The organism is Nocardia sp. NPDC051756, assembly GCF_040681495.1.
Classification (GTDB): Bacteria; Actinomycetota; Actinomycetes; order Mycobacteriales; family Mycobacteriaceae; genus Nocardia.
This window is the reverse complement of sequence record NZ_JBFAYV010000008.1, coordinates 498825-523489: the sequence shown is the minus strand read 5'-3', so window position 1 is coordinate 523489 and position 24665 is coordinate 498825. Positions and strand designations below refer to the sequence as shown.

Genomic DNA, 24665 nt, shown 5'->3' with positions numbered 1-24665 from the left:
GCGGCGACAACCTCGCCGCCGCGCTCCGACCGGGCCTGGGACGGTGCGATGCGCCCGCCCCAGGCCCGGCCATGGCCGCACTACAGACTCTGCAAATACCGCAGTGTCTACATTTATCTCCCGGAACGCTTCGATTCATCAAAGTGCCTGTTAGGGCGCCAAATTGCCGCAGCTGGTGGGGCACCACTCGACAAGGCATCGATATAGTTTGTAGTATCTTGCTTAGAAAGACTGTGGGCCCTTTGTGTAGAGATTGCCATCGACACAGGCCGCTGCCCCGGACCTCCGCGGGAGCGACGCAAGACTCTGGGTCGACCGGCCTTCGCGCACGTTGAATCCACGTTGAATCGCCGAGGGGAACCACTGATGGACGACTCCGACCGGGCATTCGAGCATGCGGTCGTTGCCGACGGCCGCGGAACCGCGCTCGGCAGTCCGCGCACGGATGATTTCACCCGGCACGGCTGGGCGCACGGCCGCCTGCGCGTGCGCACCGAGGGACCCGGCTGGAAGCAGTTCGCCTCCGCTTGGGACGACCTGGTGCCGGACGCCTACCTCGACTCCGCCCGGTGTCGCCGCAATCGCCGCTACGGCCGGGTGCTCGCGCATCGCGACGGCACCCTGGAGCCGCTGCACGGCTCGCAGTTCTTCCAGAGCAAGGCGGTCAACCCGGTGTTCGGCGGTCAGCTGCGGGTGTTCGAGCCGCTGTCCGACGCCGCGTTCGCCAGCCTCGAATTCGCCGAGATCCTGCGTGAGTCGGTCGTTTTCGTCAACCAGGTGGCCGGGACGAACGACTGGGAACTCGGCATCCACTTCATCCGGGTGATCGCCGAACCGCACCAGGGCGCGGACCCCGCGCCGGAGGGCAGGCACTCCGACGGCCACGCGTACGTGTCGATCCATCTGATCGGCAGGCACCAATGCGTCGGCGGCGAGAACCAGGTGTTCCGGCGCGGCCTGCCGGACGCGGAGTACGCGGTGACCATGACCGAACCCCTGGAAGTCCTGATGCTGTCCGACACGACGATGGAGCACGGGGTCAGCGAGATCCGGGCCATGGATCCGAGTCTGTCCGGCTGGCGCGACACCTTGATCGTCGATTTCAACATCGTGCTCGACCCCGCGGAAGTGCCGGGACGCACGCACAGCTCGATGCACTGACCGGAGGTTCCATGAGCCAGTTGTCCACGACCGACACCACGGTCGACCGCCTCGTGCGCCGGCTACCCGCCGCCCCCGCACGACCGGAATTCTGCCTGATCGACCTCGACGATCTGCTCAACAACCGGGCCACCACCAGCACCGCCGACCTCGACCGGGGACGGCTGAACGCGTGGGGGAATTCCTTTCCCGCCGAGGAACTTCCGTCGCCCGGCGCGCAGATCGAGGTGGCCGGCATCCCGTTCGTCTGGGCCACCGCGCACCCCGAAGGCGACAACGTGCGTTGCGAGGGTCAGATCATCGATCTCCCACCGGGGCAATACGACTGGATCTACCTGCTCGCCGCGTCGGAACGGCGTAGCGAGGACACGCTCTGGGCGTACTACGACGACGGCCATGCCGACCCGCTGCCGGTCGGCATCTCCGATTTCCTCGACGGCACACCGGCATTCGGCGAGCTGTCCGCGTTCCGCACCACACGCATGCACTACCCGCACCACGTCCAGCACGGCCTGCCCACCACCATGTGGCTGACCCGAGTCGGCCTGCCCCGCCGCGGCACCGCGCACGCGATACGGTTCCCGCGGCTGGTCGCCATGCACGTCTTCGCCCTCACGCTGCTCACCGGCAGCGATGGGCGATCGACGAACGGTGCGGCGAAATGACCGGCGAGGCAAAGGCAATCGAGCTGTGGACGCGTGACCTCGGCAGCTGCCTGCACGCCACCTTCGCGACCGTGCTGCTGCACGGCGGTCATGATCCGGTTACCGTGCTCGGCGCGCCCTGGGAATTCCGCCGCCGCCCCGGCGCCTGGACGTTCGAGGAGTACTACTTCCTCGCCGAGCCCGATTCCCTGGCCAAGCGACTCGCGCTCTTCCATCCGTTCGAATCGTCCTGGCACCGCAGCGAAGACGACACCCTCGACGAATTGCGCGCGGCTCTCGCCGCCGGTGTGCTGCCCATCGCCGCGGTGGACAACTACTGGCTGCCGTTCCGTCCCGCCTACCACGACGTGCACGCCGCCCATCTGCTGGTCGTCTACGACATCACCGACACCGAGGTATTCGTCTCCGACGCACAGCCGCCCGCGTTCCAGGGCCCGATCCCGATCGCCGACTTCCTGGCGAGCTGGGGGTCGCTCAACCCGCCCGACGATTCCGACGTGTTCTTCAGCGCCAGCCCCAGCGACCGGCGGTGGCTGCGCGCCACCATGCAGGGCCCGGTTCCGGAACCCGATCTCGACTGGCTCGGAAAAGTGCTCCGCGCCAACGTGACCCGGTATCGGCAGGATTCCACCGGCGATGTCCAGACCGGACTGCCTGGCCTGCGCCGCTACCTCGATGAACTGTGCGCGCTGACGCCCGGCTCCGAGGCCGCCGCCGAGGCGCTGAGCGAGCTGTACGTGATCAGCTGGAACATCCAGGCCCAGTCCGGCCTGCACGCGGAATTCCTGCGCCGCCAAGCGATCCGCTGGAAGATCCACGAACTCGCCGAGGCCGCGGCCGGCGTCGACGCGGTCGCGCACGGCTGGACCGGCGTGCGTATGACCGGCGCGCACTCGCGGGTGTGGGATCGCCATCGCTTCGACGAATTGCGCAGGCACAGCACCGAACTCCTTCGCCGCCTGGCGCGAGCGCTCGATCAGCTCGAGCTCGCGGCGGACGTGGTGTCGGTCCGGAATTGAGAGGGGCACCCGTGGACACCACCGACCTGCCGATAGCCGTTGTCGCGTCGCGTATTCGCCGGGAGGAGAAACTCATCCTCGAATCGTTCCGGCGGCGCGGTCTGCGCTACGAACACGTCGACCCGCGCAAACTGACCGTGCTGCTGGCCGACGGCAGACCGCCGTATCGCGCGGCGCTGATGCGCGAAGTGGGCCACGGCCGTGCGGCATCGGTCGCGTCGACGCTCACCATGCTCGGCGTGCCCACCTTCAACCGCCCGGCCACGCTCGAGGTCTGCGGCGACAAGCTCCGCACCGCGCTCGCGTTTCACGATGCGGGACTGCCGATTCCGCGGGCCGCGGTCGCCTGGGGGGTCGAATCCGCGTTGGCCGCAATGCCCAAGCTCGGGTATCCGGTGGTCGCCAAGCCGGTCACCGGATCGTGGGGCCATCTCACCGCGCGGATGTACGACGACGAGCAGGGCCGGGCCATTCTGGAACACCGTGCCGCCCTGCCGAATCCGCAGCAGCACGTGTTCTTTCTGCAAGAGCACATCGACAAACCCGGCCGCGACATCAAGTCCTACGTCGCCGGCGACCGAGTGGTCTGCGCGATCTACAAGAACGCGGTCGACGATTGGCGCACCAACACTGCCATCGGCGGCATCGCCACACCCTGCCCGATCACCCCGGAACTGACCGAGCTGGCCGTGGCGGCGGCGCACGCGGTCGGCGGCGGTTTCCTCGGCGTCGACCTGCTGATCGATCAGGACGAGCGGTTGTACGCGAACGAGGTGAACCACACGCCGGAGTTCCACGGGGCCATCGACGCGACCGGCGTCGACGTCGCGGGCTTCATCGTCGAGTGGTTGCTCGCCGAGATCGAGTCGGTGGAGGCGCGATGAACAGTCCGATCATCGCCCTGTGGAGTGCGCCTCGCTCTCGCTCGACCGTGTTCTTCCGGATGCTGCTGGAACGCGACGACCTGCATCTCCTGCACGAACCGTTCTGCAATATCGCCAATGACGGCAACACCGAGGTCGGCGACGTCGTGGTGCGGTCGACCGCCGATCTGATCGACGCCATGCTCGACCTGTCCGGGCAGCGGAAGGTGTTCTTCAAGGACACCACCGACTGCCGGTACGACCTCATCTTCGACCGGCAGGATTTCCTGAAGAGCGTGCGGCACACGTTCCTGCTGCGCGATCCGGCGGAGATCATTCCGTCGTATGCGGCGTTGAGACCGCAGATGGAGCTGCACGAAGTCGGCATCGAGTATCTGCACCGGATCTACGAGGCGGCCGTCGCGGCCGGTGACGATCCGGTGATCCTGGACTCCGAGGACTTCGTCGACCATCCGGAGCAGACCGCGCGCGCCTACTGCGCGGCGGTCGGCCTGCCCTTCCACGCCGACATGCTGAACTGGCAGCCGGGGGAGCGGCCGGAATGGCGCCAGTCGGCGCGCTGGCACAGCGGCGTCAGCGCCAGCTCGACGGTGCGGCGCAGGCAGACGCACTACGACCGGACCATCGACACCGATCCCGTGCTGCGCCGCTACTACGAGCATCACCTGCCGTTCTACGAATACCTGTGGGAGCGGCGCGTTCGCATCGAATCTGAGAGGCCCGGTCGATGATCATCTCCACGCCGCCGTTCTGCCCGGTGCAGTTCCAGGACCCGGATCTGCTCGACTCCGCCTTTCACGCCTCGACGGACATGCACGCGGTGTGGGCGCACCTGCGCGACCACCAACCGGTCTACCGCGCCGAGCCCGGCCGCGGCCGGGAACCGTTCTGGGTGGTGACCCGGCACGAGGACGTCAGCCGGGTGCTGCGCAGCCATGCCGAGTTCTCCTCCCGGCGCGGCACCATTCTCTGTGTGCTCGACCTCAACACACCGGACGTCGCCACCGACGACATGCTGGCCGACACCGATCCGCCGCGGCACGGCGAGCTGCGGGTGCCGCTGAACAAGGCGTTCAGCCCGAGTGTCGTTGCCGGACAGGAGAAATTGCTCCGTGACCTGGCCAGGGAGACGATCCTCGCCGGGCTCGGCGCGGACGTCTACGACATGGCCAAGCCGGCCATGATGTTCCCGATGGCCGTCACCGGCACGCTGATGGGACTGCATCCCGATTCGTGGGAGCGGCTGGCCGAGCTGGTCATGATGACGATCGCCTACGACGATCCGGCCTACTCCACCGGCACCGCGCAGTCGACAGTGCGCCAAGCGCGGCACGAGCTGTTCGAGTTCTTCCGCGACGAGTTCGCCCGCCGCAGCCGCGACGACGACGATCCCGACGTCATCGGCACGCTGCGGGCGATGAACCTGACCGAGGGCCCGCTATCGGAGCGGCAGGCGGTGCTGAACTGCTTCGTGCTGCTCATCGGCGCGAATGTCACCACGCCGCACGCGCTCGGCACCCTGTTCACGCTGATGGCCGAGCATCCGGCGAAGTTCCGGGCGGTGCGGGAGAATCCGAAGCTGCGCGCGACCTGCTTGCAGGAGCTGCTGCGCTGGTCGTCGCCGGTGACCGCGCTGATGCGTTATGCCACAAAGGATGTGCAGATGCACGGACAGACGATCAAGGCCGGCGAACCGGTCAGCGCCTGGCTCGGCTCGGCCAACCGTGATGAGCGAGTCTTCCGTGATCCCTACACGTTCGATCCAGGCCGCCGCCCGAACCGGCACGTCGCGTTCGGTATCGGACCGCACTACTGCATCGGCGCCGGCCTGGCCAAGGTGGGCCTGGAGATCTTCATCGACGAGCTGCTCGATCTGGTGGAGACGGTCGAAATCGCCGGTGAAGTCCAGCATGTCGCCTCGCACTTCGTGCCCGGCTACAAAAGCATGCCGGTGCGCCTGACTCCGCGGAAAGTGACCGCACGGTGAACGGCCGCAGCGACGCCCGACTCTGGTTCGACAACCGATTCCGTTCCGCCAGTGCGAGTCACAGCCTGTACTGCTTCCCGTTCGCGGGCGGCTCCTCGGCCTATTACGCCGACTGGGTGCACGGCTTCACCGGATCGGTCGAGCTGGTGCCGGTGCTGTTGCCCGGCCGCGGCGTGCGGATGAGCGAGCCGCCGGCCACCGACCTCGGCCTGCTCGCCGACGAGATCGCCGAGGTGATCGCGGCCGAGCCCACCGAGGTGCTGCTGTTCGGGCACAGCATGGGCGCCATCCTCGCGTTCGAGGTGAGCAGGCGGCTCAGCGGGCAGGTGCGTCCGGTGCGGCATCTGTTCGTCACCGGGCGTCCCGCACCGACCATCGTCCGCCCGCTGAGCCCGGTCAGCGACCTGCCGCGGCCCGAATTCATCCAGATGCTGCGCGAATACGGCGCCGCGGAGCCCGCGATCTTCGAACATCAGGACCTCCTGGATGTGCTGATGCCCATGATGCGCGCGGATTTCGGCATGATCGAGCGCTACCGGTGCCGGCCGGGACCGCCGCTCTCCTGCCCGATCTCCGCCTGGTGCGGGGACAGCGATCCTGAGGTACCGACGGCCACGATGCGGCCCTGGGCGGACCAAACCGCCGGGGAATTCCGGCTTTCCGTGCTGCCGGGCGGGCACTTCTTCCTCAACGAGAACCATGCCGAGGTCATCCGGGCCGTGCACGCGGCGAGCCGGCAACCTCGGCCCCAGCTACCGACGAGGAGCTCCTGAGATGGATTTCGATGTGCCGCCGGAGACCGTCGCGTTCGCCGCCGAGGTCGACGAGGTGCTGCAAGCGCCGCAGACCGCTCAGCTGCTGGAGCAGGTTTTCGAGCGTCGGGACGGGATGGACGGCGATCCCCGTGAGCTGTATCGGCACCTCGGTCGCGCGGGCATCCTCGCACCCGCCTGGCCGGTCGAATACGGCGGCCGCGCAGCGGATTTCACCGCGACCGTGGCGCTGCTGGAAAAGCTGGTCGCGCACCGGATTCCGCAGAACCTGTACTGCATCTCGGTGCTGAACGTCGGATCGCTGATCCTGGCCGCGGGCAGCGAGCAGCAGCGCAAGACACTGCTGCCCGCGATGGCCAGTACGGACCTTACCGCGTGCATCCTGTTCACCGAACCCGACCACGGCTCCGATCTGGCCGGCATCACCACCACGGCGGTGCGCGCCGACACCGGCTGGATCATCAACGGGCGCAAGACCTACAACCTCAAGAGCGCCTACGCCGACTTCGCGCTCTGCGCGGTGCGCACGGACCCGCAAGGCAGCCCGTACGAGGCGATCAGCCTGTTCCTGGTGCCGTTGGACGCGCCGGGCGTGGTCGTTCGACCGCTGCCCAGCCTGGCCAACGAACAGTTCCACGACATCTGGTTCACCGATGTGCACGTGGACGAGGACGCGTTGTTCGGCGCGGTCGGCGCGGGCTGGTCGCTGATCACCCAGATGTTCGCCGCCGAACGCACCGGTCTGGATTACTATGCGCGCGGCAAACATTGGCTGGACGTGGTCACCGAGCGACTCGCCGAGGACGGCGCGCAGGCCGGTCCGGTCGGCGCCGATCTGGCCCGGCACCGGACGCGGATCGAGGCCAGCGGGCTGCTGAGTTGCCAAGTGATGCAGAACCTTCAGGAAGGCAACGCCGACATCGCGGAGTCGTCGTTCGCGAAATGGCACTGTAGCGAGACCGCCCAGCGCATCGCGTGGTGGGCGTTCGACACCGTGGGCCTCGACTTGCTCGAGCCCGGCAACCCGGTGCTGGAGGCGGCCTTCCGCGAGGCGCCCGGCATGACCATCTCCGGCGGTGCGTCCGAGGTCATGCTCGACATCGTCAGCAGCGCACGCGTATTCGACCACGGCCGCACAGGGGGCTGACCGCTATGGACCTACGACTCGATCCGCTGCAAGAGCGACTGCGCGACGCGGTGGACACCGTACTGACCCGCACCGGCGAACCGTCGGCCCAGTTGGCGACGATCGGCGTGCCCACCCTCAACGCGCCGGAACGGTTCGGCGGCCTGGCGCTGGGGCTCACCGCGGACATCGTGGTGAACGAACGCCTGGGGTTCGGGCTGGAACCGCTCGGCTGTTACCGCGCGACCGCGTTCGCGCTCGACCTGCTCGACAGCGATGACGTACCGGCAGAACACCTTTCGGAGATCGTCGCCGACCTGCACAAGGGCCTGCGGCATGCCGCGGTGATCGGCGCGAACGGCCCGGCGCGCATGCGGGTGACGCCGGACGGGAAGCTGCGGGGTGCGTCGGAACCCTTGCCCCGCAGCACCATCGGGTTGTGCGTGGTGCGGACCGATGACGGTTCCTGGCACCTGGTGGTGCCGGAAACCGGTACCTGCACTGTCGAATCCATCGAACACTTCGGGCTGCCTGCCTCGCGCGTGCGGTTCGACGGGGCAGCCGCCGAGCTGCTGCCGATATCGGCGCAGCGGTGGGAGCGTGCGCTGGGTGCGGCCCGAATCCGGCAGGCGGCACTGCTGCTCGGCATCGCCTACCGGATCGTGGATGTGGCGCGGACGCACGTCAACGGGCGCATCCAGTCCGGAAAGCCGCTCGCGCAACGGCAGACGGTCGCACATCGGCTGTCGGCGCTGCTGGGGGAGGCGGACGGCTGGCGGCTGGTGCTGCACAAGGCCGCCTGGGCGTTCGATCGCGGCGAACAGTGCGGTACGGCGGCGGTTCTGGCGGTCGCGGCCGAGCATGCGCGCCTGGCCAGTCGTACCGCGTTGCAGCTGCACGGCGTCCGCGGCATGCTCGCGCATTCGACCGCGGCGAACGTGTATCGGATGGCCGCGGTGGAGTCTGTGCGCCTCGGCACGCCGGCCGCGCTCTGGCTCGAAGCCGCCCGCTGATCGGCCGACCTGTGGCACCCGCTCAGCGCACGCCAGCGCGCATGGATCCGGTTGGGGTAGAACGTGTCCGCCGAACCTCGGCACGACGCGCTGGCGGGGCCGTGGGCCGTGCTTATCCGTTGTCCTGCGGAGTCCGGAGGCGGTCACGAGCCTGTGTCGTCTGTGTGGTGTCCAGCGATGCTCGTGTGCCGCTGAGCGGAGACGACAGCCGGCCAAAAAGGCCACATAGAGCCGTGCGCGTGACAGTATGTTCCACTTGACAGCACGCGCACGGCACTAAATACTATGTGTGGTTAGTCGCAGTAGGTAGTGAGAGGAGTCATTTCAAAGTACAGACTCTTGTCACCGGGACACTAGCTGGCGACCGGGGGTTCCAACACTCCTGAACGCCGCAGCCGGTCGACCCAAGACTGTGCGGTATACCGAGGGACATCGAAATGTTTGGCTAGTTTGCCGACACTCCCGGTCTCCAGAAACACTGCCTGGACTTCATCCACGGCCGGCATCTTGCGATACGGACGGTTGTTGGCGTCGTTGCTGCTGGTGCTGCCACTTCCACTGCTACGCCGTGGTTGAACCGGCTTGTCGTTTCGTGGTGCCGCCGGCTGCACGTCGGTGATCAGTGCGGACGCCGCCACGGTGCTCAACAGTGCCTTCGCCAACTGCTCGAAGTTGATGTCGCGCACGGCATGTGGCAGGGTCGCGCCCTGTTCGGAGGCGTGCACAGTCAATTCGACGATGTGTGGTTCGGACTCATCGTTCGATCTGATGACTGCGCTGATTCGGGGGTCGGGCGCGTGATCTTTGTCGCGCGTCATCACGGTGATCATGTAGTCTCGCGATTCGCTGCTCATCTGCACACCCCAGTCGGAGTCCAAAGGTCGCTCAGCTTCCTGTGTATCGGTCGGAAATCTTCAGCTACTTCCGAGCGGTCATCCGGGTCGATCGGACCCACGAGTGACACGGACGACATTTTCTATATGTGCTCACACGTTACACCGAGTGTGGGATACTTACGACACCCTGCGTCGATTCTGTTATCTTAAACACTGCTGATCGTAATGTACATATACGCGGGTGCGTACTCGGGGCGGATGACTGATGTGTCTCCAAGTAGACGAGTCCGCCTTGCCGCAGAGTCGGCGCTTTGACGACATGACTCTGTGTTCTTGCTGGTCGCAGGCTTACGGTGGCGGCTTCGATGCTAGTCGAGGACTGTGCCGCCGGGTAGGGCATCGCCGCAGGCGCGGCTTCCGCACGGATCCGGTTTTCCCCCAGCACATTCGGAGTCGTACGAGGTAGAAGGCGGTCCGGTGGGCTCGGGCGGCGCCTCGAACTTCCCGGTCCCCGGACGTGCGGCGGTGACTGGGGACCCGCTTGTGCACGCGCATGGCCGATGCGGGCGAAGTCTTGTTGCGCTGCACAGAAACGGCCGTGGCGGCGAGGTTGCCGATACTTGTAGACGACGCGGGAGATACGTTGTAAAGTCGGCGATTCCACCGACACAGATCTCTTCTGGCGGCACAAAGCCGTCACCGGGATCAGCGGTGAGAGATTCCCGCAATCGAACGACGCCGCGACGCCAAGGACGTTCGTGGCCTGCACGGCAGCCGCCGGTTCGCCTTTGGCCATGCTGCCGGAATGACGCCTTTGTGACACGTGAAATGGAAAACGGGAACCGTTCACTTTGTGCGTTCGGCGGCTCTTCCGTGGCCGGAACCTGCCGCGGCGCTGCATGGTTGCCCGATATAAGGTCTTTGCGCTGCCGCAACGATCGGCGGTCGCCCGGATTCGCCGGTGTTTACCGTGCGGTCTATTTTCGCGAGTGCTCGCGTCTCACCCGCGATTTGCTCGGCGCGAGCCGGGATCGGCCCTTTCGAGTTTCATTCGAACGCGCGCCGCGCGGTCGTAACGAAGACCGTTGAACGGCATGCCATTCGGCTATCAAACCCACCGGCATCGGATGGGCAAATCACCGGGGCGGCAACCCCTAGCGACGTCCCGGCAAAGACACTCGCCCGATACCGCTTGTTACCTAGACTCGGAGAGGTGACCCCAGGCAACGCCGACCAGCGTCCGAGCACCGATTCCAGCCCGAGTGCCGACTCCGGCGGCGCGCAGCCGACACTGTTGTTACTGGACGGACACTCTCTCGCCTTCCGCGCGTTCTTCGCGCTGCCCGCCGCGAACTTCAAGACTGTCACCGGACAGACGACGAACGCGGTATACGGATTCACCGCCATGCTCATCAACCTGCTGCGCGACGAACAGCCCACACACGTGGCCGCGGCCTTCGACGTCAAGGGCAAGACCTTCCGCACCGAGGCGTATCCGGAGTACAAGGCCAACCGGATGCGCACGCCGGACGAGTTCCGCGGCCAGTTCGAGATCATCTGGGAGATGCTGGCCGCCCTGGGGATCCCGGTGCTGACCATCGAAGGCTATGAGGCCGACGACGTCCTCGCCACGCTGGCGACCCAGGCCGGGGGACAGGGGTTCCACGTGCTGATCGTCACCGGCGACCGCGATGCCATCCAGCTGGTGAACGACAACGTCACGGTGTTGCTGACCCGCAAGGGCGTATCGGAGCTGACCAGGTTCACCCCGGCGGCGGTGGAGGAGAAGTACGGGCTCACGCCGCGGCAGTACCCGGACTTCGCCGCGCTGCGCGGCGACCCGAGCGACAACCTGCCCGGCATCGCGGGGGTGGGGGAGAAGACAGCCGCCAAATGGGTGCGCGAATACGGCGATCTGGCCACGCTGGTGGAGCGGGTCGACGAGGTGCCGGGCAAGGTCGGGGACGCGTTGCGCGCCAACCTGTCCAGCGTGGTGCTCAACCGCAGGCTCACCGAGATGGTCCGCGACGTCGAGTTGCCCTACACCCCTGAGCAATTGGTCCGGCAGCCGTGGGACCGCGAGCAGATCCACCGGCTCTTCGACCGGCTCGAGTTCCGGGTGCTGCGCGATCGGTTGTTCGAGACCCTCGCGCCGTCCGAGCCCGAGGCCGAGTCCGGCTTCGAGATCAGCGGTGGCGCGGTGGCGCCGGGCTCGGTCGCGGACTGGCTGGCCGGGCAGGCGAAAGCGGGAGCGCGCTACGGCGTTTCGGTGCTCGCGGAGGCCGCGGGCGACCTGACCGGGATCGCCGTCTCGACCGATGCGGGCGCGGGCGGCTACTTCGATGTTGTCGGGCTGACCCCGGAAGACGAACAGGCGCTGGGCGAGTGGCTCGCGGACACCGGGACGCCGAAGGCGATGCACGAGGCCAAGCCCGCGATCCGGGCGCTGCGCCGGCGCGGTTGGCGGCTCGGCGGGCTCACCAGCGACACCGCCCTCGCGGCTTACCTGGTCAAGCCCGGGCAGCGCGTGTTCGACCTCGGTGATCTGTCGCTGCGTTATCTATCGCGGGAACTACGGGCGGACACGGCCGCCGAACAGGGTGACGACGCGCTCGCGCAGGCCGCGATCCTGCGTGCCTGCGCCATCTGCGATCTCGCCGAGGTCTTCGACGAGGAGCTGGCGGGCATCGAATCGACCCGACTGCTCACCGAGATGGAACTGCCGCTGCTGGAGGTGCTTTCGGGGCTGGAGGACGCCGGGATCGCGGTCGATGTCGACGAGCTGACCCAGCTGCAGTCCGAATTCGCCGCCCGGGTCGCGGATGCCGCGGAGGCCGCCTACGAGGTGATCGGCAAGCAGATCAACCTCGGCTCGCCGAAACAGTTGCAGGTGGTGCTGTTCGACGAGCTGGACATGCCGAAGACCAAGCGCACCAAGACCGGGTACACCACCGACGCCGACGCGCTCGAGTCGCTGTTCGAGAAGACCCAGCATCCATTTCTGGAACACCTACTCGCACACCGGGATGCGACGCGGTTGAAGGTGACGGTCGACGGATTGCTGAAGTCGGTCGGCGACGACGGGCGCATCCACACCACGTTCAACCAGACCATCGCCGCCACCGGCAGGCTCTCCTCGACCGAGCCGAATCTGCAGAACATCCCGATCCGCACCGACACCGGCCGTCGCATCCGCGACACCTTCGTCGTCGGCGCAGGCTACGAGTCGCTGATGACCGCGGACTACAGCCAGATCGAGATGCGCATAATGGCGCACCTGTCGAAGGACGAGGGCCTGATCGAGGCCTTCAACTCCGGCGAGGACCTGCACACCTTCGTTGCCTCCAAAGCCTTCGACCTGCCGATCGCGGAGGTCACGCCGGAGCTGCGCCGCCGGGTCAAGGCCATGTCCTATGGGTTGTCGTACGGTCTGGGGCCGAACAGCCTCGCCCAGCAGCTGAAGATCACGCCGGCCGAGGCCAAGGCGCAGATGGATGTCTACTTCGAGCGCTTCGGCAACATTCGCGACTATCTGCGGCACGCGGTGGACGAGGCGCGCAAGGTCGGCTACACCTCGACGCTGTTCGGTCGCCGCCGCTACCTGCCCGACCTGGATTCGACCAACCGGCAGCGCCGCGAGTCCGCCGAGCGGATGGCGCTCAACGCGCCGATCCAGGGCACCGCCGCCGACATCATCAAGGTCGCGATGATCAACGTGCACAAGGCGATCCGGGACGCGGGGCTGCGGTCGCGCATGCTCTTGCAGATCCACGACGAGCTCGTCTTCGAGGTCGCCGCGGACGAGCGGGACGCGCTGGAAGCCATTGCCCGCGAACATATGTCGAACGCGATCGAGCTGTCGGTGCCGCTGGAGGTCTCGGTCGGCGTCGGCCGCAGCTGGGACGCCGCCGCACACTGAATTCCCGGCAATTCGCCGCCGCGCACGTTACCGTCGAACTCGTGCTGCTGTCGCAAGTCGTCGAGGCGTCCGGCGCCGTGCGGGCGACCTCCTCCCGCAAGAGCAAGATCGCCACGTTCGCCGCGCTGCTGGCGCAGGCCGAGCCGGACGAACGCGCGCCGGTGGTGGCGTGGGCGTCCGGCGAGTTGTTGCAGGGCCGCATCGGTACCGGGTGGCGCACGCTGTTGGCGCTCGAGGTCGAGTCGGCCGCCGAGCCGAGCCTGACCGTCGCGGCGGTGGACGAGACGTTCACCGAGCTGGCCGGGACGAGCGGCTCGGGCTCGACGGCGCGGCGGCGGGAGCTGCTGGTGACGCTGTTGTCCGCGGCGACCAGGGCGGAGCGCGAATTCCTGGTGCGGCTGCTGACCGGTGAGCTGCGGCAGGGTGCGCTGACCGCGGTTGTCGCGGAGGCGGTGGCGGTCGCCGCGGAGGTGCCGGTCGATCTGGTTCGCCGGGCGCACATGTTGTCGGGGCAGTTGCCGGTGACGGCGGTGGCCGCGATGACGGGTGGTGCGGCGGCGCTGTCGGAGTTCCGGCTGGAGGTGGGTCGGCCGATCCAGCCGATGCTGGCCTCGCCCGGCGGCACGCTGGACGACACCTTCGCCGAGTTCGCCGGTGACGTGAGTGTGGAACAGAAGCTCGACGGTGCGCGTATTCAGGTGCACCGCAAGGGGACCGAGGTCTGGATCTTCACACGGACACTGCGGGACATCACCGCCAAGGTGCCCGAGCTGGTGGAGCTGGTCGCCGGATTGGACTGCGACAGTGTGGTGCTCGATGGTGAGACCCTGGCGCTCACGGACGCGGGACGCCCGCGGCCGTTCCAGGAGACGATGAGCCGGTTCGCGTTGACGCCCGACGCCGAATCGACGGTCAGCGAGGCGACCGCGCTCGGCCAGGCGGTGCCGGAGGCTACCTCGACCCGTGATCTGCTGTTGCGTCCCTATTTCTTCGACTGCCTGCACCTGGATGGTGTCGATCTGCTCGACGCGCCGTTGTCCGAGCGGCGCGAGGCCATGGCGAAAGTCGTTGGCGAGCATAGTATTCCGGCGTTGATCCGGCCCGATGCCGAGGCGGTTGCGGAGTATTTCGATGCCGCGTTGACCGCCGGTCACGAAGGGGTCGTGATCAAGCTGCTGTCCGCACCGTACGCGGCCGGTCGCCGTGGGCGCGCCTGGCAGAAGATCAAACCGACGCACACCCTCGATCTGATCGTGCTCGGTGCGGAGTGGGGTTACGGTCGGCGCACCGGATATCTGTCGAATCTGCATCTCGGGGCGCGGGATCCGGACGGTGGCGAGCCGATCATGGTCGGCAAGACGTTCAAGGGGCTCACCGATGAGCTGTTGCGTTGGCAGACGGCCGAATTCCCGCGACACGAACGTTCCCGCGACGATCACGTCGTCTACCTGAAGCCGAACCTGGTGGTCGAGATCGCGCTCGACGGAGTGCAGGTGAGCCCGCGCTATCCGGGTGGCGTGGCGTTGCGTTTCGCGCGGGTCGTGCGTTACCGCCCGGACAAGGAACCGGCCGACTCCGACACCATCGAGGCGGTGCGTGCCCTGCTGCCCGCCGGGTCCGCTTCCGCGACACCGTAATCCGAGTCGGCCGCACGACGAACGCGTGCCGCACCACGCGGCACGCGCTCGCCCCTCCATGACGATCTTTCCTCTAGGCAGCAGGGATCACACCTTGGCGCGGTACTCCTCCGGCACCTCGTTGCGGATGAGATGCACGCCGCCGATGTAGATCACCACTACCGCGAGCAAGGCCAGTGCGGCGGACAGGAAGAAGACGTTCTGCGTCCCGATCCACACCGCGACGGCGCCGCCGAGGATCGGGCCGACCGCGTTGGCGCCCCAGACGAACGGCAGCGATACGCCGGCCACGCGGCCCATCGCCTCCGGCGGCGTCGCCATCTGAATCATCGTCATGCCACCCACGTTCGCGACCGGCGTGGTCGCCGCCGAGAGACCCTGCGATATCGCGATGATGACGAACGCGAACGTCTTGTTGCCCAGCGTGGCCAGCGGCAGCAGCAGGAACGCGACGGCCAGCAGGGAGTGGGTGAGGACCACGGTCCGGCCCATGCCCAGCTTGGCGTTGATCTTCCTGGACAGCAGCGCGCCGGCGATCACCGCGACGCTGCCGATGCCGAGCGCGAGGCCCAGCTGAGAGGCGGACAGCCCGAGGTTCTTGTAGGCGTAGACGATGATCATGGTCAGCGTCAGCGACACCGCCATGTTGCCGAACGTCGCCATCAAGGCCAGCGAGCGCAGCAGCCGGTTGCCGAACGTGATCACCGCGCCGGCCTTCAGTTCCCGCAGCGTGGCGGCCAGGCCGCGATCGGCCGGCTTCGGCGCGGGTTCCTTGTGCTTGATCAGCCCGAGGGTGATCGCCGCGACGAGATAGGACGCCGCGTCGATGCCGATCGCCTTCGCGGCGCCGACCAGCCCGACCAGCCCACCACCGATCGACCGACCGGCGACCTGCGCGATCGAGCGGCTCATCTGAGTCGCGGCGTTACCCTCCGCCAGATCTTCCCGCTCCAGGATTTGCAGCATGTAGGCCTGGTAGGCGAGTTGGAAGACCACATCGAAGATGCCCTTGAGCAGCGCGACGATGTACACCTGGGTGATCGTGAGGTGCCCGAGCACCGCGGCCAGCGGCAGCGAGCCCAGGATGATCACCCGCGCGACGTTCGCGATCATCATCAGCGGCAGCCGGCGCCACCGGTCGGTGAAAACGCCCATGATCGGCGCGAGCAGAACGAACGGTATCCATTGCAGGGCCACCAGCGAGCCGACGCTGAGCGTGCCCGCCCCGAACGCGAGTACCGCCAGTGACGGCAGCGCGATGGTGCTGACTTCGCTGCCCAGCAGGCTGATCGATTCGCCGCCCCAGAGTAGGCCGAAGTTACGGTTGCGAATCAACACCGACCGGCGTCGTGTCCCCGTGTCTTTTGATTCTTTGCCAGTTGTCGAAGCTGCACTCATAGGTGTCGTCTTCCAGAAAGAGGGTTAGTGTAGTCGTCACTCCTGGCACACCGTAGCAGTACGCGAAAGTTGTTGCCTCACTTCACATAATTTGGTCATTTAATGTTTGCCCAGGAGCGCTCGGCAGGCGGCGGCGACACCCCGCGTCCGCGCGGCTTGCAGAGTCCTGATCAGGCAAGCAGTACACAAAAGACGATGTCGACTTGGGTCTGCGTGCGGTTTGCCGCCGACGCATGACACTTCACCTATGTGCGCGGCCGGGCGCGACGCACCGCGGTTGACGTCAGCAGGACTTGACGTGCCGCCTGTCTCGCCGAAGCCGGGCACTCGGCGCGGCCTCGGCGAGGACGCTGCCTACTCGGGGATGAGCGCGATCGCGTCGATCTCGATGAGCGCGCCGGGGCGGCCGTGCTCCGCGGTGGAGATCACCGTGATGGCGGTGCGGTGATTACCCCATATCGCTTGCGACGCTTCGTATCCCGCCCGCGCGTCGTGCCCGTTGACCAGGTAGATGTTCAGTTTGACGACATGTTCCGGCCCGGTGCCCGCCGCGGTGAGCACCGAAAGCACGTTGCGCATCGCCTGTTCGGTCTGCGCCTCGATGCCGTCGAGCAGCTTCCCGCTGCTGTCGGTACCCAATTGGCCGCCGACATAGAGCGTCGGGCCGGCCGGGGCGATCACACCCTGCGTGAACGCCGGGCTGTACGGCAGCTCTTCGGGGTCGAGGTGTGTCGTCTTCAAGGTCATGGATGTTCCTCCCTGAGATGCTGAATTTCCCACCCGGTAGCAGTTTGGCAGCAGGGTCCGACAAGTAGACGGTCTTCGGGGCGGTGAACTCGAGTAGTCATACGGTGTCGCTGACTTGGGCCGCTCGCGATGCTGGATCGATGCAGAAATACTGGGGATTGTTCTGGGCCGCCACGGTTCTGGTGATCGTGGTTGCCGCACTGGCCATTTGGGCCGATCTGTCCGCGTCGACGGTGATCGGGGCCGGGCTGGGGTTCGTCGCGTTCTTCTGGTTCGGCGCAGTGTTGACCGTGCCGTGGAATCTGTACTTCGCCGCGCGGCAGGCGGGGCATCGGCTCGACGCGGCTCGCGGGCGGGAGATCGCGGTGCCTGCGGAGCGGGCGAGCGAAGTCGGCAGCTTGGCCGAGCGACTGTTGCTGGTGGCCGTCGCCTCGCATGTGGTGTCGGCGGTGGTTGCCGCGGTGGTCGCGTTGGTTACCGGATACGAGATCGGCTACTACGTTGCCGGGTTCTTCCTCGTGGGCGTGCTGATCCGTCCGGCGGCGGCGTATTTCGCCTATCTGCGCATGCGGATCGCGGCCATCTCGCGGGAGGTGGCTTTCCCGCCCGACGATGTGCGCACACTGCGCGAGCAGGTGCGGTTCCTGACCGAGCGACTCGACGCCGGCGAGTCGAGTGCCGCCGCCCGGGCCGACTCCGACGCGCGGCAGATCGACGAGCTGCGCGACGAGGTGCGTCGCCTGGATCAGCGGGCGCGTGAAGATCAGCGCGGTGTGCGCGACGGGGTGGCTCGAGACCATGCCGGGCTGGTTCAACGGGTAGGCGCGGTCGATCAGCGCGTCACCACCATGGCCGCCCGCTTCGACGCCGCTCTCGACGGAATTACCGATCAACAGGAGATCCTCGCGGGCCTGCGTGCGTTCGCGCGATTGATGCGTGAAGAGCCTGCGGCTTAACCGTCGCGCTCTGTGTCCCTCATGTCCGGGTTTCTAAACTGGCTATCTGCGTGTAAGACTAGGTTTGCCTTGCCGAACTGTGGTTAGGCTGAGTTTGGTTCGACTGGGAGTGGATTTGAGAGAGCAGGCGTTCGCTTCCGACGCACCTTCGGTGGCCGCACAATTGTTCGGCAGCGGGTTGATCGGACTGCGCGAGGGACTCGAAACCGGCATCGTGGTCATGATTTTGGTCGCGTTCCTGGTGAAATCACAGCGCCGCGAGGCGTTGAAATGGGTCGCGCTCGGAGTCGGCGCCGCCATTGTGATGGTCGTCGCGATCTTCGCCGGCATCCGCTACGGCACCTCGACGGTGACCGGCCTGGCCGCGGAACTCATTGCCGGGCTCGCGTCGCTGGCCGCGGTGGTGATCGTGACCTGGATGGTGTTGTGGATGCGGACCGCGTCCCGGACCATCTCGGGGGAGTTGAAGGCCGGGATGTCGCGGGCCCTCGACGTCGGTCCGGTGGCGATCGTGGCGCTGGCGTTTCTCGCGGTCGGGCGCGAGGGCGTGGAGACCGCGCTGCTCATGGTCGGTTACGCCGAGAACACCACCGGCAGTTCGTGGCCGTTGATCGGGCTGCTGCTGGGCATCGTGGTCGCCGCGGTGCTGACCGTGCTGATGTATCTGGGCGCCGTGCAGATCAATTTCGCCACCTTCTTCAAATACACCGGCGCGCTGCTGATCGTGGTCGCCGCCGGGATTCTCGCTTACGGCATCCGGGCGCTGCAGACCGTGGACTGGCTGCCGGGATTGGCGCAGAACGCCTTCGACATTTCCTCCTGGTTCTCCATGTCGAGCTGGTACGGCACCGTCGCGCAGGGCATCTTCAACTTCCGCGCCGACCCGACCGTGCTGCAAGTCATCGCGTGGATCCTCTATGTGGTCGTGGTGCTGTTCCTATTCCTGCGCCCGGTTCCCGCTGCCGACGCCAACCGGGGAAATCCCCGGACCCCGACAGATACCGCGGTCGCGCCGTGACAACGAAAGGTCCACTCTCCGTGCGTTTTCCCATGATTCCCATAGCGGTGGCGGTGACGGTGCCCGCATTGCTTGTTTCGTGTACCAGTAAGACCGACAACGCATCGGCGGGCGATATCGCGGTCACCGCGAACGACACCAGTTGCGCGGTGGCCAAGGATTCGGCCGAAACCGGCCAGGTCACCTTCCGGATCGCCAACAACGGCACCAAGGTCACCGAGTTCTACGTGTACGGCGCCGGCGAGCGGGTCATCGGTGAGATCGAGAACATCGGCCCCGGGCTCACCCGCCAATTGATCGTGTCCGTGCCCGATCCCGGTAAATACCAGACCGCGTGCAAGCCCGGCATGGTCGGCGACGGAATCCGGCACGATTTCACCGTCACCGGACAGGCGCAGAAACGTGACGAATCGGGCAAACTCGCCGAGGCCGCCGACGGGTACAAGCGCTACATCCTGAGCCAGGTGACCGCGCTGCAAGAAACCACGAAGTCCTTTGTGGCCGCGGTCAAAGCCGGCGATATCGAGTCCGCCAAGAAGCAGTACCCGATCACCCGCACCTATTACGAACGCATCGAACCGGTCGCCGAGAGCTTCCCGAACGATCTCGATCCGCGCATCGATCTGCGTGAGGCCGATGTCGCCGCCGGCGACAAGTGGACCGGCTTCCACCGGCTGGAAAAGGATCTGTGGGCGCAGGGCCTGCAGCCCGACACCAACCAGATCGCCGACCAACTCCTCGCCGACATGGGTGAACTGGCGGCCGGCGTGAACGCGGCCGGCTACACCGTCGATCCGGTGCAGGTCGCGGGCGGCGCGCAGGGCCTGCTCGACGAGATCGCGCGGACCAAGATCACCGGCGAAGAGGACACCTTCTCGCACACCGATCTGTGGGACTTCCAGGCCAACGTCGACGGCTCCCAGGCGGCGATCGCCAGCCTGCGGCCGATCCTCGACGAGCGTAATCCGGACCTCGGCACCCAGATCGACCGGCGCTTCGCCGAACTCGACGCCGAACTGGCCAAGTATCGGCTCGGCGACGGACATGTCAGTTATGAGACGGTCAACGGCGATCAGCGTGGCGCGCTCGCGCGGCAGATCGACGCGTTGTCCGCGGTGGTGAGTCAGGTGCAGGGTGTCGTCGCGGGATCGTGACCCCGGGCGGGGCGGAATCTCCCGACGCGGACTGATCGGGTCGGCGGGGATCGGCGTCGCCGCGGCCGGTGCGGGTGTGCTGGCCGGGCGGATGTCGAGTCCCGCCGCCGCGGCCGGCGCCTCCGGCATCGTGCCGTTCCGCGCCACCAATCAGGCGGGCATCGTCACCCCCACCCAGGACCGGCTGCATTTCGCGGTGTTCGACGTGCACACGCGCTCGCGCGACGAACTCATCGATCTGCTGAAGACCTGGACGTTGATGGCGGAGCGGATGACCTCCGGCCGCGAGGCCGAGCCCGACGGCGCTATCGGCGCGGGCGCGTACAAGCCGCCGACCGACACCGGCGAGGCGCTCGACCTGTCCTCGTCCAGGCTCACCCTGACGATCGGTTTCGGTCCGTCGCTGTTCGTCGGCGCGGACGGTGCCGACCGTTTCGGTATCGCATCGCGTAAACCGAAGGCGCTCGTCGATCTGCCGAAGTTCACCAAGGACGCGCTCGAACCGGCGCGCAGCGGTGGCGACATCGCCATCCAGGCTTGCGCGGACGACCCGCAGGTCGCTGTGCACGCCATCCGCAACCTCGCTCGAGCCGGGTTCGGCGCGGTCTCGGTGCGCTGGTCGCAACTCGGTTTCGGTCGCACCTCGTCGACCTCGACCAGCCAGACGACCGCCCGGAACCTGCTCGGTTTCAAGGACGGAACCCGCAACATCAAGGCCGAAGACCACGACACGGTCAACAAGTTCGTCTGGGTCGACCCCGCCGACGACCAGGCCTGGATGGCCGGCGGCTCCTACCTCGTCACGCGCCGCATCCGCATGCTGATCGAGCCCTGGGACCGCACGACACTGCACGAGCAGGAACGAGTCATCGGGCGCACCAAGGGATCCGGCGCGCCACTGGGTGCCCGCGACGAGTTCGACGAACTCGACCTCCAATCCGCCGGCCCCTCCGGCCCCCTCGTGGACACCGACGCCCACGTCCGCCTGGCCTCCGCCGAAGAACTCGGCGGCATCCAAATCCTGCGCCGCGGCTACAACTTCACCGACGGCTCCGACGGTTTCGGCCACCTGGACGCCGGCCTCTTCTTCATCGCCTACTGCCGCAACCCCCAAACCCAATTCGTGCCCATGCAAAACAACCTGGCCCGCAACGACGCCCTCAACGAATACATCAAGCACGTAGGCTCCGCAGTCTTCGCCGTCCCACCAGGCCTAGGCTCCAACGACTACTGGGGCTCAACCCTTTTCACCACCTGATCGGCGCGACTGATACCGCGGCCCGGCATGCCGGCCGCGGTGACGCCGAGTAGCTCGTCTCATGAGGCACGATCGAGCGGGAACAAGCCTGGCTCGACGACGAGATGACTGGCGGGAACTGATGCGGGACTGGAAGTACTGTCCGATGTGTGGTTCGGCGTTGTCATGCTCCGGGAGCGGCCGCGAGATCCGTGCCGCTTGTGCGGGCTGTGGGTTCGTCAAGTACGACAATCCGTTGCCGACGACGATCGGCCTGGTTGTTCGCGGCAGCCGAGTGCTGTTGCTGCGGAGGGCAATCGAGCCGGAGATCGGGCAGTGGGACACCGTTGGCGGGTTCATGTCTGGTGATGAGACCGCTGAGGACTGCTTGCGTCGGGAGGCGCGTGAAGAGATCGGGTTGGAGGTTGACGGGCTTTCGTTCGTCGGTTCGTTCTCTTCGATCTACGGCGACACCGGGCTGCACACGATCGGTCTCGCGTTTCGGTGCTCGATCGCTGATGAGCATGCGATCGAGTTGTCCGGTGAGAACAGCGAGTACCGCTGGTTCGATCTAGGGGATCTTCCCGACGTCGCGTTCGATGATGTCCGAAAGGCGTTGGTAGAGCTGCGATCTGCGCACGCTTCTCATTGATCTCGGCCAGCGGGGTGAACGGCGCTGCGTCGGTATGGGCGGGCGCGGACTTCGTCGGCTTCTCGACAGTTGTCTGTAGATCCTTCGACTATCTCATCACCTTGCCCCGCAAAACTTACAGGTGTTACCTCTTGCGTTCGGTGAGCTTACAGTCGTAGCCTTACGGTGTTAGCTCAAGTGATCGGACGAGTGAGGTAGGCGGATGGGCAAGGTTTGGTTCATTACCGGGGTGTCGCGGGGGTTCGGGCGGGAGTGGGCTTCGGCGGCGCTGGAGCGGGGGGATCGGGTTGCGGGGACGGCTCGGGATCTGGGGGCGGTGGACGATCTGGTGGCGAAGTTTCCGGAGACGTTTCTGCCGTTGCGGCTGGATGTGACCGATCGGGTCGGTGATTTCGCGGCGGTCGAGCGGGCGGCGGGGCATTTCGGGCGGCTCGATGTAGTCGTGAACAACGCTGGGTTCGCGCAGTTCGGCATGGTCGAGGAGCTGTCCGAGCGGGAGATCCGGGCGGAGTTGGAGACCAATCTGTTCGGCGCGCTGTGGGTTACGCAGGCGGCGCTGCCGATTCTGCGGGCGCAGGGGAGTGGGCACATCGTCCAGGTGTCGAGTCTCTGGGGGATCGTGGCGTCGCCGAGCGTAGGCGCGTACAACGCGTCGAAGTGGGCGTTGGAGGGGTTGTCCCAGGCGCTGGCCGCCGAGGTCGCCGACTTCGGCATACATGTCACGGTGCTCGAACCCGGCACCTACGACACCGGGTTCACGTTGAGCCGATTCGCTACCGAGAACCCGGCTTACGACCGGGTTCGCGCCACCGCCGCCGATGCGGGGCCGAGCTTCGGTCAACCCAGCGCGACCCGCTCCGCCCTGCTGGCGTTGGTCGACGCGGAGAAGCCGCCGTTGCGTCTGCTGCTGGGGGATACGGCGGTGCGGATCGTCGCGGAGGAGTACGAATCCCGGCTTGCGCAGTGGCGCGAATGGGAGTCGGTTTCCGCAGCGGCACAAGGTAATTGATCTCAGGCTTCGCAGACGAGTATCGGAGTTTCGCATGTCCGTAGTCATGTCGCCGACCGTTCGCCGGCGGTGGTGGTGGTTCCTGTGGGGCCTGCTGGTCGTTCTGGCGATCGGCATCGCGGTCTTCTTCGTGACCCCGTATCTGATGGGAAGTTCGACCGTGCCGGTCGACCGGAGCATCGTGGGGTATTACCTGAGCCTGGTGGTGCATGCGGTGCCGGCCAGCTTGGCCTTGATCATCGGGCCGTGGCAATTCGTGCCGCAGTTGCGGGCACGCTTTCCTCGATGGCACCGAATGGCGGGCCGGGTGTACCTGATCTCGGTCGTGGCGGCCGCTGCCGCGGCGTCGTATGCCGCGGCGGTGACGCCGAGCGGTTTCGCGTTGCAGGTCGCGTTCTACATGCTGGTGGTGGCGTGGCTGTACTCGGCCGCGCAGGGCTATCGCACGATACGGCGCGGTGAGGTGCAACTGCACCGGATCTGGATGATCCGCAACTACGCGTTGACCTTTGCCGCCGTGACGCTGCGCCTATACCTGCTCGCCGGCACGGAACTCGCGAAAGTCATTCCGTCACTGCAATATCGGGACATCTACACCGCGAGCGCGTGGGCATCCCTGCTGGGTAATGTGATGGTCGCGGAGTACTTCATCGTCCATGCCACGCTGGCGCCGTTGATTCGCCGGAAGCGGTCCGCCGAGACCGCGGTCGTCGAGGCGCCGCAGTCGTTGAGCCGAGCAGGCTGATCGCCGGGGCAGACTATTGCCCATCGACGGCGAGCGTCCCGAATCGGCTGACGTTCGCGTGATTATGTCCGTCCTCGCTGGTAATCACGACCTCGGTCGGATTGGTCAGGGCGATGCAGCAGAAGTTGTCCCCGTCCCGCTGAACAGTTATCGACAAAAGACGCCGATTCGAGGTCTGCTGCCACTCCTCCATGGTGTCGTAAAGCCCGCGCATAGAAGGATTTTCGAAGTAGATGAGATTGTGCTTGTTGATATCCGACATGAGTCCGGTCTCCATTCGTGCGATACGAGAGTCTGCGACGCCACTTTGGTATCCATCGTAATACGTGACGAAATAGTTTCTGACACAAGGTGTTTCACTGGATCGATCGTGCTGGCCGAGTGAAGTGCCGCGTCGCGGGGAGTCGGCGCTGGAGCGCATCGTTTAGCGCTCGGCGGGCGGGGTAGCACAGCGGATGACCGGTATTTGCTCAACCTTCCGGGCGGCAGGTAGCGGCGGCGATGGGATCCGCTGCTGAGCGACCGGTCGGTGTTGCGATGCCCCAGCCCCCGGCATCCCCTATTGATCGTGGAAGAGCGCAGGTCTGCTGCGGTTTCTCGGCATGGTAAGAGATCGGCTCGTCCGCCAGGCGCAACGAAGGAGGTGACTCGAATGATGGACCTGCGGAACCCAGGACCGGATGGCGCGGCCTCCGACAATTGGAACGAGGCATACAACGCCGACGACGA

22 protein-coding genes are annotated in these 24665 nt (G+C 66.4%); 18 read left to right on the top strand and 4 right to left on the bottom strand.

Annotated elements, in window-relative coordinates; translation table 11 throughout:
- The first annotated feature begins 366 nt into the window (after window positions 1-366).
- The 9 genes from AB0M22_RS34970 to AB0M22_RS34930 are packed head-to-tail and all read left to right on the top strand — an operon-like array spanning window position 367 to window position 8628.
- Entirely contained in the window at window positions 367-1161 is a 795-nt protein-coding gene (locus AB0M22_RS34970) for a 2OG-Fe dioxygenase family protein (RefSeq protein WP_364736096.1), read from the top strand.
- Between the two features lie 11 nt (window positions 1162-1172).
- Window positions 1173-1826, top strand: a complete 654-nt coding sequence (locus AB0M22_RS34965) for a hypothetical protein (protein ID WP_364736093.1) — start codon at window positions 1173-1175, stop codon at window positions 1824-1826.
- Window positions 1823-2845, top strand: coding sequence for a BtrH N-terminal domain-containing protein (locus AB0M22_RS34960; protein ID WP_364736090.1), 1023 nt, complete (start codon window positions 1823-1825; stop codon window positions 2843-2845). Before AB0M22_RS34965 ends, AB0M22_RS34960 begins: the two co-directional genes overlap by 4 nt.
- An 11-nt stretch (window positions 2846-2856) precedes the next feature.
- Window positions 2857-3729 (top strand): lysine biosynthesis protein LysX, encoded by an 873-nt coding sequence (gene lysX / locus AB0M22_RS34955; RefSeq protein WP_364736087.1) that lies wholly within the window; start codon window positions 2857-2859, stop codon window positions 3727-3729.
- Window positions 3726-4460 (top strand): hypothetical protein, encoded by a 735-nt coding sequence (locus tag AB0M22_RS34950; protein WP_364736084.1) that lies wholly within the window; start codon window positions 3726-3728, stop codon window positions 4458-4460. Before lysX ends, AB0M22_RS34950 begins: the two co-directional genes overlap by 4 nt.
- On the top strand, window positions 4457-5716 hold the full coding sequence (locus tag AB0M22_RS34945; protein ID WP_364736081.1) for a cytochrome P450: 1260 nt from the start codon (window positions 4457-4459) through the stop codon (window positions 5714-5716). Before AB0M22_RS34950 ends, AB0M22_RS34945 begins: the two co-directional genes overlap by 4 nt.
- The gene (locus tag AB0M22_RS34940) at window positions 5713-6489 is read left to right on the top strand and encodes an alpha/beta fold hydrolase (protein ID WP_364736078.1); all 777 of its coding nucleotides are present in this window, start codon (window positions 5713-5715) and stop codon (window positions 6487-6489) included. Before AB0M22_RS34945 ends, AB0M22_RS34940 begins: the two co-directional genes overlap by 4 nt.
- Window position 6490: 1 nt before the next feature.
- Complete coding sequence (locus AB0M22_RS34935) at window positions 6491-7636, top strand: acyl-CoA dehydrogenase family protein (RefSeq protein WP_364736074.1); 1146 nt, start codon at window positions 6491-6493, stop codon at window positions 7634-7636.
- Between the two features lie 5 nt (window positions 7637-7641).
- Complete coding sequence (locus tag AB0M22_RS34930; RefSeq protein ID WP_364736070.1) at window positions 7642-8628, top strand: acyl-CoA dehydrogenase family protein; 987 nt, start codon at window positions 7642-7644, stop codon at window positions 8626-8628.
- Between the two features lie 353 nt (window positions 8629-8981).
- On the opposite strand, the gene AB0M22_RS34925 is transcribed toward AB0M22_RS34930, so the two are convergent.
- On the bottom strand, window positions 8982-9482 hold the full coding sequence (locus AB0M22_RS34925) for a hypothetical protein (protein ID WP_364736067.1): 501 nt from the start codon (window positions 9480-9482) through the stop codon (window positions 8982-8984).
- A 1195-nt stretch (window positions 9483-10677) separates the two neighbouring features.
- Between AB0M22_RS34925 and polA the strand changes: the two genes are divergently transcribed.
- Both polA and AB0M22_RS34915 read left to right on the top strand, forming a co-directional pair.
- Window positions 10678-13383 carry a DNA polymerase I gene (gene polA, locus AB0M22_RS34920; RefSeq protein ID WP_364736064.1) on the top strand — a complete coding sequence of 902 codons (2706 nt, stop codon included), beginning with the start codon at window positions 10678-10680 and terminating at the stop codon, window positions 13381-13383.
- 41 nt (window positions 13384-13424) lie between these two features.
- On the top strand, window positions 13425-15020 hold the full coding sequence (locus AB0M22_RS34915; RefSeq protein WP_364736061.1) for an ATP-dependent DNA ligase: 1596 nt from the start codon (window positions 13425-13427) through the stop codon (window positions 15018-15020).
- Between the two features lie 87 nt (window positions 15021-15107).
- Here AB0M22_RS34915 and AB0M22_RS34910 read toward each other — a convergent pair whose 3' ends face one another.
- The gene (locus AB0M22_RS34910) at window positions 15108-16358 is read right to left on the bottom strand and encodes an MFS transporter (protein WP_364736058.1); all 1251 of its coding nucleotides are present in this window, start codon (window positions 16356-16358) and stop codon (window positions 15108-15110) included.
- Window positions 16359-16772: 414 nt separating this feature from the next.
- Entirely contained in the window at window positions 16773-17165 is a 393-nt protein-coding gene (locus tag AB0M22_RS34905; RefSeq protein ID WP_364736055.1) for a RidA family protein, read from the bottom strand.
- Window positions 17166-17305: 140 nt separating this feature from the next.
- On the opposite strand from AB0M22_RS34905, the gene AB0M22_RS34900 reads away from it, so the two are divergent.
- The 7 genes from AB0M22_RS34900 to AB0M22_RS34870 all read left to right on the top strand — a co-directional run bounded on the left by AB0M22_RS34900 (window position 17306) and on the right by AB0M22_RS34870 (window position 23936).
- Window positions 17306-18121 carry a hypothetical protein gene (locus tag AB0M22_RS34900; protein ID WP_364736052.1) on the top strand — a complete coding sequence of 272 codons (816 nt, stop codon included), beginning with the start codon at window positions 17306-17308 and terminating at the stop codon, window positions 18119-18121.
- A gap of 115 nt (window positions 18122-18236) precedes the next feature.
- Entirely contained in the window at window positions 18237-19139 is a 903-nt protein-coding gene (gene efeU, locus AB0M22_RS34895) for an iron uptake transporter permease EfeU (RefSeq protein WP_364736049.1), read from the top strand.
- Between the two features lie 32 nt (window positions 19140-19171).
- On the top strand, window positions 19172-20293 hold the full coding sequence (gene efeO / locus AB0M22_RS34890; protein ID WP_364736046.1) for an iron uptake system protein EfeO: 1122 nt from the start codon (window positions 19172-19174) through the stop codon (window positions 20291-20293).
- Complete coding sequence (efeB, locus tag AB0M22_RS34885) at window positions 20274-21551, top strand: iron uptake transporter deferrochelatase/peroxidase subunit (RefSeq protein WP_364736043.1); 1278 nt, start codon at window positions 20274-20276, stop codon at window positions 21549-21551. The genes efeO and efeB overlap by 20 nt, the downstream gene beginning before the upstream one ends.
- Window positions 21552-21672: 121 nt before the next feature.
- On the top strand, window positions 21673-22182 hold the full coding sequence (locus AB0M22_RS34880; protein WP_364736041.1) for an NUDIX domain-containing protein: 510 nt from the start codon (window positions 21673-21675) through the stop codon (window positions 22180-22182).
- Window positions 22183-22384: 202 nt separating this feature from the next.
- Window positions 22385-23191 (top strand): SDR family NAD(P)-dependent oxidoreductase, encoded by an 807-nt coding sequence (locus AB0M22_RS34875; protein WP_364736038.1) that lies wholly within the window; start codon window positions 22385-22387, stop codon window positions 23189-23191.
- Between the two features lie 34 nt (window positions 23192-23225).
- A complete protein-coding gene (locus AB0M22_RS34870) occupies window positions 23226-23936 on the top strand; it encodes a DUF2306 domain-containing protein (RefSeq protein WP_364736035.1) in 711 nt (236 codons plus the stop codon).
- Between the two features lie 13 nt (window positions 23937-23949).
- Here AB0M22_RS34870 and AB0M22_RS34865 read toward each other — a convergent pair whose 3' ends face one another.
- Window positions 23950-24198: a hypothetical protein gene (locus AB0M22_RS34865; protein WP_364736032.1), complete on the bottom strand. Its 249-nt coding sequence runs from the start codon at window positions 24196-24198 to the stop codon at window positions 23950-23952.
- Window positions 24199-24665 lie beyond the last annotated feature (467 nt).

Bases quoted from the DNA above. Each gene is read 5' to 3' on its own strand.
- AB0M22_RS34970 (WP_364736096.1), top strand. From the start codon at position 367: ATGGACGACTCCGACCGGGCATTCGAGCATGCGGTCGTTGCCGACGGC.
- AB0M22_RS34965 (WP_364736093.1), top strand. From the start codon at position 1,173: ATGAGCCAGTTGTCCACGACCGACACCACGGTCGACCGCCTCGTGCGC.
- AB0M22_RS34960 (WP_364736090.1), top strand. From the start codon at position 1,823: ATGACCGGCGAGGCAAAGGCAATCGAGCTGTGGACGCGTGACCTCGGC.
- AB0M22_RS34950 (WP_364736084.1), top strand. From the start codon at position 3,726: ATGAACAGTCCGATCATCGCCCTGTGGAGTGCGCCTCGCTCTCGCTCG.
- AB0M22_RS34945 (WP_364736081.1), top strand. From the start codon at position 4,457: ATGATCATCTCCACGCCGCCGTTCTGCCCGGTGCAGTTCCAGGACCCG.
- AB0M22_RS34935 (WP_364736074.1), top strand. From the start codon at position 6,491: ATGGATTTCGATGTGCCGCCGGAGACCGTCGCGTTCGCCGCCGAGGTC.
- AB0M22_RS34930 (WP_364736070.1), top strand. From the start codon at position 7,642: ATGGACCTACGACTCGATCCGCTGCAAGAGCGACTGCGCGACGCGGTG.
- AB0M22_RS34925 (WP_364736067.1), bottom strand. From the start codon at position 9,482: ATGAGCAGCGAATCGCGAGACTACATGATCACCGTGATGACGCGCGAC.
- AB0M22_RS34905 (WP_364736055.1), bottom strand. From the start codon at position 17,165: ATGACCTTGAAGACGACACACCTCGACCCCGAAGAGCTGCCGTACAGC.
- AB0M22_RS34900 (WP_364736052.1), top strand. From the start codon at position 17,306: ATGCAGAAATACTGGGGATTGTTCTGGGCCGCCACGGTTCTGGTGATC.
- efeO (WP_364736046.1), top strand. From the start codon at position 19,172: ATGATTCCCATAGCGGTGGCGGTGACGGTGCCCGCATTGCTTGTTTCG.
- AB0M22_RS34880 (WP_364736041.1), top strand. From the start codon at position 21,673: ATGCGGGACTGGAAGTACTGTCCGATGTGTGGTTCGGCGTTGTCATGC.
- AB0M22_RS34875 (WP_364736038.1), top strand. From the start codon at position 22,385: ATGGGCAAGGTTTGGTTCATTACCGGGGTGTCGCGGGGGTTCGGGCGG.
- AB0M22_RS34870 (WP_364736035.1), top strand. From the start codon at position 23,226: ATGTCCGTAGTCATGTCGCCGACCGTTCGCCGGCGGTGGTGGTGGTTC.
- AB0M22_RS34865 (WP_364736032.1), bottom strand. From the start codon at position 24,198: ATGTCGGATATCAACAAGCACAATCTCATCTACTTCGAAAATCCTTCT.